21 protein-coding genes and 2 pseudogenes are annotated in these 11,848 nt (G+C 68.1%); 15 read left to right on the top strand and 8 right to left on the bottom strand.

What is annotated here, in order from left to right:
- Positions 1-6 precede the first annotated feature (6 nt).
- Positions 7-168, bottom strand: a complete 162-nt coding sequence (locus HWY45_RS22115; protein WP_155631921.1) for a hypothetical protein — start codon at positions 166-168, stop codon at positions 7-9.
- A gap of 128 nt (positions 169-296) precedes the next feature.
- Here HWY45_RS22115 and HWY45_RS36915 point away from each other — a divergent pair.
- Positions 297-464: pseudogene (locus HWY45_RS36915) on the top strand (Nramp family divalent metal transporter); the annotation flags it as partial.
- 310 nt (positions 465-774) lie between these two features.
- Here the strand turns inward: HWY45_RS36915 and HWY45_RS22120 are convergent.
- Positions 775-1,374 (bottom strand): ParB-like protein, encoded by a 600-nt coding sequence (locus HWY45_RS22120; RefSeq protein ID WP_063895629.1) that lies wholly within the window; start codon positions 1,372-1,374, stop codon positions 775-777.
- Between the two features lie 280 nt (positions 1,375-1,654).
- On the opposite strand from HWY45_RS22120, the gene HWY45_RS22125 reads away from it, so the two are divergent.
- The 4 genes from HWY45_RS22125 (at position 1,655) to HWY45_RS22140 (ending at position 3,632) form a co-directional block, all read left to right on the top strand.
- Entirely contained in the window at positions 1,655-2,095 is a 441-nt protein-coding gene (locus HWY45_RS22125) for an Hsp20/alpha crystallin family protein (RefSeq protein ID WP_059880535.1), read from the top strand.
- Positions 2,096-2,110: 15 nt separating this feature from the next.
- A complete protein-coding gene (locus HWY45_RS22130; protein ID WP_059806120.1) occupies positions 2,111-2,518 on the top strand; it encodes an Hsp20/alpha crystallin family protein in 408 nt (135 codons plus the stop codon).
- 174 nt (positions 2,519-2,692) lie between these two features.
- Positions 2,693-3,256 (top strand): Hsp20/alpha crystallin family protein, encoded by a 564-nt coding sequence (locus tag HWY45_RS22135; protein ID WP_059880533.1) that lies wholly within the window; start codon positions 2,693-2,695, stop codon positions 3,254-3,256.
- Between the two features lie 127 nt (positions 3,257-3,383).
- Entirely contained in the window at positions 3,384-3,632 is a 249-nt protein-coding gene (locus tag HWY45_RS22140; RefSeq protein WP_060293849.1) for a hypothetical protein, read from the top strand.
- Positions 3,633-3,802: 170 nt separating this feature from the next.
- On the opposite strand, the pseudogene HWY45_RS36920 reads toward HWY45_RS22140, so the two are convergent.
- The 5 genes and pseudogenes from HWY45_RS36920 to HWY45_RS22155 form a co-directional block, all read right to left on the bottom strand.
- Positions 3,803-4,101 (bottom strand): annotated as a pseudogene (locus tag HWY45_RS36920) (divalent metal cation transporter); the annotation flags it as partial.
- Between the two features lie 42 nt (positions 4,102-4,143).
- On the bottom strand, positions 4,144-4,773 hold the full coding sequence (locus tag HWY45_RS22145; RefSeq protein WP_330993980.1) for a UdgX family uracil-DNA binding protein: 630 nt from the start codon (positions 4,771-4,773) through the stop codon (positions 4,144-4,146).
- Between the two features lie 247 nt (positions 4,774-5,020).
- A complete protein-coding gene (locus tag HWY45_RS22150) occupies positions 5,021-5,518 on the bottom strand; it encodes a PRC-barrel domain-containing protein (protein ID WP_059880524.1) in 498 nt (165 codons plus the stop codon).
- A gap of 93 nt (positions 5,519-5,611) precedes the next feature.
- Positions 5,612-5,737 (bottom strand): hypothetical protein, encoded by a 126-nt coding sequence (locus tag HWY45_RS37175; RefSeq protein ID WP_257785953.1) that lies wholly within the window; start codon positions 5,735-5,737, stop codon positions 5,612-5,614.
- Between the two features lie 58 nt (positions 5,738-5,795).
- Positions 5,796-5,996 carry a hypothetical protein gene (locus HWY45_RS22155; RefSeq protein ID WP_059557402.1) on the bottom strand — a complete coding sequence of 67 codons (201 nt, stop codon included), beginning with the start codon at positions 5,994-5,996 and terminating at the stop codon, positions 5,796-5,798.
- Between the two features lie 165 nt (positions 5,997-6,161).
- Here HWY45_RS22155 and HWY45_RS22160 point away from each other — a divergent pair, with 165 nt between their 5' ends.
- From HWY45_RS22160 to HWY45_RS22180, 5 genes are all read left to right on the top strand, one after another.
- A complete protein-coding gene (locus HWY45_RS22160) occupies positions 6,162-6,467 on the top strand; it encodes a hypothetical protein (RefSeq protein ID WP_059880521.1) in 306 nt (101 codons plus the stop codon).
- 120 nt (positions 6,468-6,587) lie between these two features.
- Positions 6,588-6,830: a hypothetical protein gene (locus HWY45_RS22165; protein ID WP_059806105.1), complete on the top strand. Its 243-nt coding sequence runs from the start codon at positions 6,588-6,590 to the stop codon at positions 6,828-6,830.
- Positions 6,827-7,138 (top strand): hypothetical protein, encoded by a 312-nt coding sequence (locus HWY45_RS22170; protein WP_059806101.1) that lies wholly within the window; start codon positions 6,827-6,829, stop codon positions 7,136-7,138. Before HWY45_RS22165 ends, HWY45_RS22170 begins: the two co-directional genes overlap by 4 nt.
- A 41-nt stretch (positions 7,139-7,179) precedes the next feature.
- Entirely contained in the window at positions 7,180-7,428 is a 249-nt protein-coding gene (locus HWY45_RS22175; RefSeq protein ID WP_150998901.1) for a hypothetical protein, read from the top strand.
- A 76-nt stretch (positions 7,429-7,504) separates the two neighbouring features.
- Positions 7,505-8,062: a DUF3005 domain-containing protein gene (locus tag HWY45_RS22180; RefSeq protein WP_059880703.1), complete on the top strand. Its 558-nt coding sequence runs from the start codon at positions 7,505-7,507 to the stop codon at positions 8,060-8,062.
- 247 nt (positions 8,063-8,309) lie between these two features.
- On the opposite strand, the gene HWY45_RS22185 is transcribed toward HWY45_RS22180, so the two are convergent.
- On the bottom strand, positions 8,310-9,071 hold the full coding sequence (locus HWY45_RS22185; protein ID WP_059880514.1) for a DUF4397 domain-containing protein: 762 nt from the start codon (positions 9,069-9,071) through the stop codon (positions 8,310-8,312).
- A gap of 428 nt (positions 9,072-9,499) precedes the next feature.
- On the opposite strand from HWY45_RS22185, the gene HWY45_RS22190 reads away from it, so the two are divergent.
- The 5 genes from HWY45_RS22190 to ku are packed head-to-tail and all read left to right on the top strand — an operon-like array spanning position 9,500 to position 11,834.
- Entirely contained in the window at positions 9,500-9,688 is a 189-nt protein-coding gene (locus HWY45_RS22190; protein ID WP_059880512.1) for a DUF3008 family protein, read from the top strand.
- A gap of 43 nt (positions 9,689-9,731) precedes the next feature.
- Positions 9,732-9,893, top strand: a complete 162-nt coding sequence (locus tag HWY45_RS22195) for a DUF1328 domain-containing protein (protein ID WP_081064404.1) — start codon at positions 9,732-9,734, stop codon at positions 9,891-9,893.
- Positions 9,894-9,952: 59 nt separating this feature from the next.
- Positions 9,953-10,324, top strand: coding sequence for a DUF3022 domain-containing protein (locus HWY45_RS22200; protein ID WP_059880699.1), 372 nt, complete (start codon positions 9,953-9,955; stop codon positions 10,322-10,324).
- A 16-nt stretch (positions 10,325-10,340) separates the two neighbouring features.
- Complete coding sequence (locus HWY45_RS22205) at positions 10,341-10,832, top strand: DUF421 domain-containing protein (RefSeq protein ID WP_059880509.1); 492 nt, start codon at positions 10,341-10,343, stop codon at positions 10,830-10,832.
- A gap of 33 nt (positions 10,833-10,865) precedes the next feature.
- Positions 10,866-11,834, top strand: coding sequence for a non-homologous end joining protein Ku (gene ku / locus HWY45_RS22210; RefSeq protein ID WP_059806090.1), 969 nt, complete (start codon positions 10,866-10,868; stop codon positions 11,832-11,834).
- Positions 11,835-11,848: the final 14 nt, after the last annotated feature.

Consider the following 11,848-nt stretch of genomic DNA (forward strand, 5'->3'; position numbering starts at 1 on the left):
CGCCGCTCACGAGCGCCGTTCGGTGGGCCGGTTTTGTTCCTTCGGCTCCTGTCGAGCTTCGTGCTTGCTGCGGCTGCCTTCGTCCTTCTGCCCGCTATGCGGGCTGCGCTCCGTCGTTTTCTTGTCGCGCTGGGTTTCGTCCTTGTGACCAGACCGCTGGGTGTTCATGGTGATTCTCCGGTTGACGCCCGACATCGGGCAACGGAAATCACGCACGGCATGTTCCCATATTGAAGCTGCGGCGGCCGATGCGATTGCACGCAGGTGCCGCGATCCGAAACTGAACACACGAACCGATGGCGCGAATTTCTCTCACCGACCAGACAACGCCGGCAATCCGGGACACGCTGTCCGGCGGGCGTCGAGGCACGGCCGCGGCGTTTCTGTTCGTCGGTCCGGCGGTCATTGCGTCGATCGCCTGTGTGGACCCGGGAAACTTTGCGACCCAGATCCAGGCTGGTGCGCGATAGGGGTATGCGTTGTGACAAGCCTTTGAAAATTCGACACTGGACGCCGCCCGCGACGCCGATGCGGGGCAGGGCTGCCATGCGCGTATGTCGATATCGGCTGTGTACACGGCAATGGCGTCCGATGTGCGTCCGTGTCCTTGCCATGGGTGCGTTTCCTGCCCATCCGGAACGCGGCTTCTTGAAGGAGATTCCATGTTCACTCACAACGCCCTGCGCGTGCCGGCGCCGGCGTGGGCTCCATGCCGGCGCCGCGCTGGCCGGGAAGCCCTCACGTTCGTCGATCCCGGCCCGGTCGCGACACCGGTCACGGCAGCTTGTCGCCAAGATAGCCCGGCATGCCTTCGGCCAATTTGCTGCGGGAAATCTTGATCGCCCTGAGCAACGCCAAAGAGAACGACCCCGCTTCCTTGTCGGGCGCAGCCACATGCTGCCGCAAGAACTCCGACCACACGAAGCTGACGAACGCGCGCGTCGGCTTGCGGTACGCGCCTGCGCGCCGGGAAAACGCCGCCAGGCTGTGATAGGGGTCATCGACCAGACCGGTGATCGTCGATGGCAGGTGATCGATGCTGCGTCGCCTGCCATGCTCGTCAAAAGGATGCACCCAGCGCCTCGCCTGCATTTTTTTCCAGAAGCGCCGAGGCCCGAGGTGGTGCCAGTCGGCGACGACGGTAACCGGCGCATCGAAGTAACCCAGATCCAGCCACGCGCGCGCCCAGTGATGATGATCGACGACATAAAGCGCGTTGTGCGGACCGACGACGACGTGGAGCGCGTGATCGCGCATGAACCGCTTGAGCCGGGTGCCGCTGTAGCGGGCGGTGATGAGCGCCTTGGCATGCACGTAGTCCATGCCGATCGTAATTTGGGTCGGCCTCAAGACCGATAACGGTACCCGATACATGTGATGGCCTCGATGGCGGTTGTCGGTGTGCGCGGTCGCCTGGCGGCCCGGCGGCGGATCGTTCCGGCTCTCTGTCGCGCAAAACGTGTTCCGCAGGAAATCCGCCACCGCCCCCCTTGAAATTTTCGGCAGAGATCCTATCCTGATGTTCGCTCAGGCAGACGCGCGGGCCGTTCCATTCCGCGCGCTGCGTGTTTCGATTTGTTTGCCGGCGTCCGGCAGGCGAACTGGAGCGCGTAGGCCCGTTCGCCTCCCGGTTGCCATCGAGGAGGATACGATCATGAGCGATCTTTACTTCGGAACCGACCTCTTCAGCGAGTTCGACCGCCTGCAGCAGCAGATGGCGCAACTCTTCGGCGGTTTCCCGTCCAGCATTCGCGCCGGCCGGCTCGGCGCGTTTCCGCAGATCAACATCGGCGCGACCGACGCGTCGATCGAGATCGTTGCCTTCGCCCCGGGCATCAAGGCCACCGAACTCGACGTATCGATCGACAAGGGCTTGCTGACCATCAGCGGCGAGCGCAAATCGACGCGACCCGACACTGGAGGCGAGACGCGTACGTATGCGCAGGAGCGCTTCGTCGGTGCCTTCCGGCGCGTCATCGAGCTGCCCGACACCGCCGATCCCGACAAGGTCCAGGCGCGTTACGAAAATGGCTGCCTGTCGATCAGCGTCGGCAAGCGCGAGTCGTCCAAGCCGCGCGCCATCACTGTCCAGTAACTCGAGGAGCCGATCATGAACGACATGACCCAACTTACTGAACGCGACCCGTCCACCGTAGCCCGTCGCGATACCGATGAGCCCGCGCGCCGGATCACGCTCGTCCCGGCCGTCGACATATACGAGGACAGCCACGGCGTCACGCTGTGGGCCGATCTGCCCGGCGTGACGAAGGACAAGCTGGACGTCAAGGTTCACGACAGCAGCCTCGCGATCGAGGCCGAGGCGGTGGTGCCGACGCCGGCAAACCTGCGTGTGCAGCATGCCGAAGTCCGCGAACCGCACTTCGCCCGGACGTTCACGCTGTCGCCGGACTTCGATACGTCGAAGATCGAGGCGAGCCTGCAGGACGGGGTGCTGAAGCTGACGATCCCACGCCGCGACGAGGCGCGCCCACGGCGCATTGAAGTCAAGACCACTTGACCTGTGGGCAACGATCGGCGGTCGGGAGCACGGGTGGCGGCGATCGCGCACCTGCCGTGTTTCGGCGAGCGTTGCACAAGCGCGGCGCGTTGAGACTCGGCGCACGCACGCTCTCCGGATGGGCCGGCCGCCACACGCGAAACAAAACAGATCGAAGCTGAATCGGAGGACGCCATGAATACCGATTTGAGAAAGTGGAATCCCTTCAAGTTTCTGCGGGGAACTGCCCGCAAGCCGGACGCAGAAGGCCCGGAAAGCCCGCCGACAAGCGAACCGTGGCGATCCTCGTGGGCGGACATCCCGCGACTGTTCTCGCGCGACCCGTGGCGTGCAGTGGAGGAGTACTTTCATGACCCGTTTGCAGGCCGTGGCGCGCTCGAACGATGGTTCGGCGACTTCAGTTCATCGCGCTTCCAGCCGCGCATCGACGTCGTCGACGAAGGGCCGGTGCTGCGCGTGACCGCCGAGCTGCCCGGAATGGAGCGCGAAGATCTGAAGGTGAGCGTCGAGGATGGGGCAATCGTGCTGCGCGGAGAGAAAAAGCAGGATGTGCAAAGCGAGGAAAACGGCTGCTACCGGCTGGAGCGTGCTCATGGAAGCTTCATGCGCACGATCCTGATGCCGGAAAACGCCGACCCCGATCACACCTTGGCAAAGTTCGACAACGGCGTACTCACGCTGACCGTGCCGAAGACGGAGCCGGCGCGGCCCACCAGTCGGACGATCGATATCGGCTAATACAGCTAAGGCAAGCACGCAAAGTGCAACGATGGCGGGCAGATTTCAGGCGGCACGCTCCATCGTCGCGGCTCGTTTTTCTGCATCGTTCCCCTGCATTCGGGGCCCAGTTTCACGGGAGACGGACATGCTCAGTCCACACGAATTTGCGACCCTGATGCTGGTTCGCCAAGCGCCGGACCAGCTCGACATGAATCGCGCCGAGCTCGATGCGCTGCTCGAACGCCAACTGGTGACACTGGAACAGTGCGCCGCAGGCGGACGGCGCGCGTACCTGACCGACGAGGGCAGAACGTTCCTCGACGTGCTTCATCCGAGCGGCACGCGTCGCCGGAGCACGAGGATGCCCGGCAGCGGCAGTGGGGAAAGCACATAGACGCCTTGGGCAGGTCAACCTCACGCGACCGGAATCCCGGCGCTCAACGTCAGCGTGTGATGGTGCTCACGCTCTCGCTACGGGGCAGCGCAGCCGCGGCCAAAGCGTAAATCCAGCAGGAACCGCCGCCACGCCGTTGAGCACCGCGCGCTCCAGTACAGCGCGCGGATCACGTTGACGACCACGACCGGCGCGATCAGCGTCTTCGCGAACCGTGCCGCGTAGTGCCGCCGGATCGCCGCGACGACGCCCTCGCGATAGCGGCCGTGTCCGGCACCCCGACACAGGCGGCGGCGAGCTGAACCTCGACCATCATCGGCAGCACGACCACCGGCAGCCACAGCAGGTGGAAGCCGTACCGGCTGCCGGCCTGCGCGTACACGGCAGTGCCGCTCGGGTCGTCGTCCGATGCGCCGGCGAGCAGGCCGGGGCCGAGCCGCCGATACCACGGCCGCGCCGCCGCACGCCGCGATCGCGCCGGGCACGCGTGCGCCCATCGGTCATCGACCCATCATCGGGCGGCATGGGCGCGCTGACGGTCAGCATGCGCGAGGCCGGCCGCCGTCCGCAGCGCATCGACGAGCACGCGATACGCGTGCTCGCGCGCATCGGCGCCGCGCGTGCGCAGCACGTAGGACGGGTGGTAGGTGGCAACCACCGCGTAGCCGTCGGCGGTCTGCAGCGTGGCCGTGGCGCCGCGCAGCGTCGCGTCGTGGTCGTGCAGCACCGCGCGCAGCGCGGTCACGCCGAGCGCGACGATCACCTCGGGCCGGACGGCGTCGATCTCGCGGTCGAGCCAATAGCCGCATGCGTCGACCTCGCGCTGAGCGGGGGTCTTGTGCAGCCGGCGCTTGCCGCGCGGTTCCCATTTGAAGTGCTTCACCGCGTTCGTCAGGTAGACCGACGCGCGCGACAACCCCGCATCCTCGAGCGCGCGATCGAGCACGTGGCCCGCGGCGCCGACGAACGGCTCGCCGGCGCGATCCTCGCGGTCGCCCGGCTGTTCGCCGATCAGCATGATGCGCGCATCGCGAGGGCCCACGCCGGGGACGGCCTGCGTCGCGTGCTCCCACAGCGGGCAGCGCCGGCACGCGTCGAGCGTGGCGGGAGCGTCGTGCGGGTCGTTCGGCGGCTTACGCATGATCGGCGCCGGTTTGCGCATCGCCGGCGGCGCGCGCGGCATGGAACGATTGGTCGTGCATCTGCGGCTCCCTTTCGGTCGTGCGCTCGATCGCGCAATCGGCATGCCGTCGCCGTGACGGGCGCGGCGCGCGCACGACGCACGGGCCATTACACGCGGCTTGTAAAAAAGCGGGCTGCGGTGCGCGCGACACATGAAAAAAAGGGCGCCGCAAGGCGCCCGCGATGATGCAATCGCAAAGGATGGATCAGCGATGGCCGGGGCCGCGATCCGGACGATAGTCGGGCGGCGGCACGTCGTCTTCCGGCAGGCCGAGGCCGAGATCGTCGCCGACGTCCCAGTAAGGCGCGCTGCCGTAATACTGGTGGATCGGGCCGGCCCATTGCGGATCGGCCATCGCCGGCCAGTGATCCTTGTCGAAGCCCGGCGCGCTGCGGATGCGCTCCGAGGACACCGACAGCAGGAAGCACTTGCGCTCGGTATCGAGCGTCAGCGCGCTCCACGGGATCGCGAGCAGCTTGTCGCCGATGCCGAGGATGCCGCCGCTCGACAGCACCGCGTAGGCGACTCGGCCCGAACTCACGTCGAGCATGATTTCCTTGATCTTGCCGACGTCGTCGCCATCGGTCGTCAGGACCTTGTCGCCCTCCAGCGTGCTGGCGGCCATCACGTCGGGGCCGGGGCCGTCGGCCGTTTCGCGCCCCTTGCGGATGATCGTGGTTCGGCCTTGGTCGGGGGTATGCATGGTAGTCCTCCTGGATGGCGCGAGCGAGGCCCGTAGCGGGCGATGTGTCGCGCGGTTGGAACGATCGATCGGGCACGCCGTGCGAGCGCGCCGTCACGTCTGCTTCGGCTGCGACACGCATTCGGGCGTGGTCGCGAGCACGTCGCGCGATGCGCCGGCGTCGTCGCGCTCCGTCGGCCAAGCAAACTCCGGCGGCAGGATTGCGTTGACGCGGTGCATGGCACTCTCCTCGTATCGGTGTGGGGCGACCTCCGCAAGCGGCATGCCGCGGCGGCGCTCACTTTTTCTTCTGCCTGGACGGATCGATGCGCGTGACGCCGCCCGTCGACGGCGGATCGCTGGCGGGGAACGTGTCCTCGAGCGCTTTGTCGATATGCCGCTCCGAATGGCGCGTGCGTGCCTGGTCGTGCTCCTTCAGCGGCGGCGTGGCCTGCTCGCGGGCCGGCGTGTCGCGGCCGGAATGTTTGGGGTGGGTCATGTCGAGACTCCTGGCTGACGATGGGCTTGCTGTCGCAACGGCCGTACCCGTATGACGGTATGGGTATGCGCATTGCCGCACGGAGGGTGCCACCGTCACGACGCGAGGTCGGCGTGGCGACCGGCCTCCGCAACACATGGCCCGTTGGGCGACAGGGGAGGGGGAATGGCACCGCAAAAGCAGACACCGAGCGTGCATTACGAACTCAACGTGTGCGGCGGCAGATTCGAGACGGTCAAGGAGCGCTTCCAGGCATGGAAGCGCGAGCCGCTGATCGCGCGCCCCGGGCGGCTGATGTTCGAGGGCAAGACGGAGGTGCGCCGGCTCGACGCGCGTTGCTTCGGCGACACCGAAGCCGCGCGCCGTGCGCTGCAGGAAGCCTGCCGGCCACAGGACGATTTCGCGCTGGCCGCGCCTGCGCGCGAAGACGGCCGCGAACTGTGGCTCGTGCTGGCCGCATACGACGCATGAAAGATTTGTCCGGCCGATGTAGCTATTTCAATGACCGCTGCCGGCTCGCGGCGCCACGGCCCGTGCCGGGCTGGCATGCCGGTTGCGGCACTGCGGCATATCCGTCAGGAGGACAGACGCATGGAACCTGACCCGCTGACGTCCCATCGGCCCGAACCGCCGCTGCCCGACGTCGAACCGGACCCGGCGCCGCCCGACGAGAACGACGACCTGCCGCCCGACATGCCGGAGCCATATCGGCACCCGGAGGGCGACCCGCCGGAGCACCGGCCGCCCGAACGAGAACCGCCCGGCCGCGAACCGCCGGTGCGTGCGGCGCCGTCCGCCTGCCGCCGCCCGATGCGGCCGGGAGGGGCGCGATGAGCATACGCGTGGCGCCCGGCATCAAGCGCGAGCTGGCCGAGACGATCGGCGGGTATTTCGACGCCCGGGGCATGCCGTTCCATATCGAGGAGCGGCCGGCCGATACGCTGCGTGTCGGCTTCCGGATCGACGGCCATCCCGCCGTGGTCGCCGTCACGTTCGATCGCGACGCATTCGCGTCGTTCGACCGATGGGACGCCCCGCGCAAGCGTGGGGCGCTCGCGCGCATCGCCGCGAAATTCGCCGAAATGATGGCACGGCGCAGCCCTTCCGCGTATGCGGGGGATTTTCATATCAACCGGTTCTAAGCGCGACACGCGCCCGGCTGTCACTTTCCGGAGGAAAGCCAATGAAACCGAATCGAACCTTGTGCGCGATCGCCTGCGCGATCGTCGCCACGTGCGGGATGGCCGCATGCACGCAGAACGGCCCGTATGGCGGCACGCGCCCCGGCACGACCGAGCAGCAGAGCGGCGCGATGCCGGCCCCCACCACGGACGCGAGCAGCCGTTACGACACGCACGCGCCGATGGGCGGCACCGCGCCGTCGAGCGGCGAGAGCCGGAACCCCGGCGCGCAGCCCGCGACGGTTTATTGACTTGACGCTCGCGCGCCGCGCGTGCCGTGCCGTCGGCGACGGGGCGGCATGCGCGGCCGACGTACCGGGAGCCACGATGCAGAACAGCGAATCGAACCCCACACCGAAGCAGCAGCAGGAGATCGCGGCGCAGAGCCCGGTGAAAACGCCGGCCGCCGGCACCGACATGCCGGACGCGCAGACCCAGGCGGCCGGCTTCGCGCACCCGCCCAAGCCGCTGTCCGCGGAAGCCGTCGCGGCGAAGGCGCCGACCGGCCTGCCGCCGATCGATCGCGATGCGTACGCGAGCGACAGCGTCGACCCCGTGCGGCGCGCCGCGAGCCGGATCGTCACGCTCGACAACGCGAACATGGCCGCGACCGACAACACGGTCGACGTCGACGGCAAGGGCATGGAGGCGCGCCATGGCGCGTCGGAATGGCAGGACAACGTGATCTACTCGAACGCGTCGCTCGACGACAGCGTCGATACGCCCGACGAAGGGCTCGGCGGCTTCGAGAGCCGGCCGGGCGGCAGCCTGCCGCAGATCGCGACGCGCCCCGGCTGGCAGGTCCGCCACGTGGGCGTGGTCGAGATCGCGCATGGCGACGTCACGCGCACGGAGCACGTGATCCGCTTCGAGCGGATCGACTGACGCCGCTGATTCCGCTGATTCCGCTGATTCCGCTGATTCCGCTGATTCCGCTGATTCCGCTTATGCAGCTGACGCCGCTGATTCCGCTTATGCAGCTGACGCCGCTGATTCCGCTGATTCCGCTGACGCCGCTGACGCCGCTGATGCAGCTGATGCAGCTGATGCAGCTGATGCAGCTGATGCTCAAGGCGGCGACGGGCGCCGTATCCGCGCACCCGTCACCGGCCTGGAAGCCGTCATCGCGCCGTCATTGCGGCCCGAGCTCCAGCGCGGCCGTATCCGCCTCGTTGCCTTGCGCGACCAGCACGTGGATGTGGTTCGGCACGACATCGGCGATACCGCCCGCCGGAATCGTCACCAGCAGCCAGTCCGCGCTGTTGGCCAGGTTGACGGGCGCGGTCTTCAGGATCGCGGTCTTGCTGCCCGCCGTCGTGACGATCACCTGGTACGTGCCGCCGCTCAGGTAGATGGAATCCTGCCCGGTAGCCGGCGATGCGTTCTGGTAGGCCGCGCCGGACAGCGTCGGGCTCTGCGTCGTGATGTCGGTGCCGGGCGCCACGACGTACACGTCGACGTCCCGCGCGTTCGGCGACGCGTTGAAGCTGCGCACGCGCGCCTTGTCCGACAGCAGGCCCTTGTCGAACGGATCGTCGATCACCGAGATCGGCGATTGCGTGCTGGGCAGCGCGATCGTCGTGTAGTGATGCCCGTTCGCCGCGCTGAACGTCTGCGCCGCGACGGTCGTCGTCGTGCCCGACACGTCATAGCTGGCGTTCTGCGTGCCGGAGTCGACGTCGTGATAGCGCGTCACCCCCTTGTACGGGACGCCCGACGCGTCGATTTTCGCGTTCAGGTAGTAGTCGAGGTTCGGGCCGGCCGGCACCGCGTTGATGAAGCGGGCCTGCGGATGGGAGATGCCAAGCTCGGTGCCGACGTCGTTGCCGCCGCCGCATGCCGCCAGCGCGGTGACGATCGAGCACAAAGTCACAACGGTTCGAAGGGAAGCCATGTCGTCCTCTCGGATGGGGAACCCGCTTGCCTTGCGCGATCGCCGCGAGCATCCGCCCGGATCGCCACGCAGGTTGGTGGATGGAAGGTGTGCGCCGCATCGGCGCAGCGCGCCGGGGCGGCGCCCCGAATACGCACTTCGCGTGCCCGCTCGCGCGAACGCGCGGCGGCGCCGCCTGCCGCGCGCGCCCCCAAACTTGCTGGCGATTTGTAAAAAAAGCAGGGCGCTGCCGCTATGCCGCACGGGCGAATCGATGCCCGATGCCCGCGCCCCGCGCGTGAGGCCATCGGCATGGAAGTTGCACGTCATCCACCTGCGCATGCAACGAACGCCGCCCGCCGGCATGCGGCGGCGAGCACCGGAATGACGATTGCGACCGCACAGGCATCGTGCGCCGGACGCACGCGAACCTGAAAGGGAGTCACACCATGCCAGCAAAATCCCAGGCCCAGCAGCGCGCAGCCGGGGCCGCCCTGTCCGCCAAGCGCGGCACGACGAAAGCGAAGGACCTCAAGCCGCCGTCGAAGTCGATGTACAAGTCGATGAGCGAAAAGCAGCTCGAGGACATGGCGGCGACGCCGACGCGCGGCAAGCCGAAGCACAAGCGCGACGCTTAGCGCATGCCGCGGTTTCCACGATCTCCATTCAAGGGAGGGCAAGATGCTTCGATACGCGCTCATTTTCTTCGTCGTTGCGATCATCGCGGCGGTCTTCGGCTTCGGCGGCATTGCCGCCGGCGCCGCGGAAATCGCGAAGGTCCTGTTCGTGATCTTCGTCGTGATCTTCCTGGTCACGCTGCTGCTGGGCGTGGTCAGACGATGACGACTCCGCAGCCGCCGTCCGCGCGCGAGCGCGGCGGCACGACGCCGCCCCCCGAGGTGATGGAGCGGGTGGCCGAACTCGAACGCGCGCTGGCGAACGGCTTTCCGTCGCAGGCGACCGTCGTCGTCTATGCGGACGACGCGTCGGGCGGGCTCACGATCCAGGTGTCGTGGGTCCGCCTGCCGGTGCCGGACGAATCGAGCGGCCGCGAATGGCGCTGCACGGTGAATCTCGGCTTCGCGCCCGTCGTGCTCGCGCACTACGCGTCCCTCGGCGCGGACGCGCGCCTGCGCGTCAACGCGCGGCTGTGCGATATCGCACGGCAGGCGGTGGACGCGCGCACGCCGCGCGTCGAGGACGCCGGCATCGAATGCAGCGCGATGATCGACGTCACCGCACGGATGATCGACGAGGCCGTGCGCGGCCCGTGACGCGCGACGACACGCCATGGAGATCATCGTCACGCTGTTCGGCGAGGGCCGGCTGCTGAACCCCATGCAGATGACGTTGCGCGCGCTCGTCGTGTTCTTCATCGCGCTCGTGCTGATCCGCATCGCCGGACGGCGCGCGTTCGGGCAGCGCTCGCCGTTCGACTACGTCGTCGGCATCCTGCTCGGCGCGACGCTGAGCCGCGCGGTGGTCGGCGCGTCGCCGTTCGTCGCGACGGTGGTCGCGTCGCTCGCGATCGTGCTCATCCATCGCGCGCTCGCGTGGATGTGCGTGCGCTGGGCGCGCCTCGAGCGGCTCGTGGTGGGCGCGGAGCGCGAGGTGTATCGCGACGGCCGCTTCGACGATGCGCAAATGCGCGCGGCGCTCATCACGGAGAGCGACGTCCACGAAAGCGTGCGGCAGGCGCTCGGCGAGCGCAGCCTCGCCGGCGTGTCGGCCGCGATCCTCGAGCGCAACGGGCATGTGAGCGTGATCCGGCGCAAGCCGTGACGCCCGCGCCCATGCGATGAAGGAGGGCACACCATGGCATCCCGGATGATCTGGAAAGGCGCGATCAGCTTCGGGCTCGTGCACGTGCCGGTGCAGCTCTACCCGGCGACGCGCACGGTCAAGCCGTCGTTCCGGCTGCTCGACAAGCGCTCGATGGACCCGGTCGGCTACCGGCAGATCAACAAGCGCACCGGCAAGGAAGTCACGCGCGACGACATCGTGCGCGGCTACGAATACGAAAAGGAACGCTACGTGATCCTGAGCGACGACGAGATTCGCGCGGCCAACCCCGAATCGACGCAGACGGTCGACATCCTGACCTTCGTCGACGAGCAGGCCGTGTCGTTCCTGTATCTCGACACGCCGTACTACCTCGTGCCGGATCGCCACGGCGAAAAGGTCTATGCGCTGCTGCGCGACGCGCTGAAGGACAGCGGCCGGATCGGCATCGCGCACGTCGTGATGCGCGACCGTCAGCATCTCGGCGCGCTGATTCCGGTCGGGCCGCTGCTCGCGCTCGACACGCTGCGCTGGCAGGAGGAGCTGCGCCCGCTCGACGAGCTGCCGGCGCCCGCCGCCGATGCGCGGCGCGCCGGCGTGAGCGCGCGCGAATTCGACATGGCGAAGAAGCTGATCGCCGAGATGTCCGGCGACTGGACGCCGGACCAGTATCGCGACACGTTCCGCGACGACATCCTCGAACTGGTCGAGCGCAAGGTGCGCTCCGGCAAGATCGAGGAGGTCGGGGATCTCGGCGCGCATCCGTCCGCGTCGGCGCGCGCGGCCGCGAACGTCGTCGACCTGACTGAACTGCTGAAACGCAGCCTGCGCCAGGGGGGCGGCGCCCGCGACGAAGCGGCGGACGACGGCGCCGCGCCGCGCGCGCGCGCACCGGCGAAGAAGGCCGCCGCGAAGCGCACGCCGACGAAGGCCGGCACGGGCACGCACACGACGCGCGGCGCGGCGAAGAAGGCCGCACCGCACAAGAAGCGGGCGGCGTGACGCGGCCCGCGAGG

The organism is Burkholderia stagnalis, assembly GCF_902830275.1.
GTDB classification, from domain to species: domain Bacteria; phylum Pseudomonadota; class Gammaproteobacteria; order Burkholderiales; family Burkholderiaceae; genus Burkholderia; species Burkholderia stagnalis.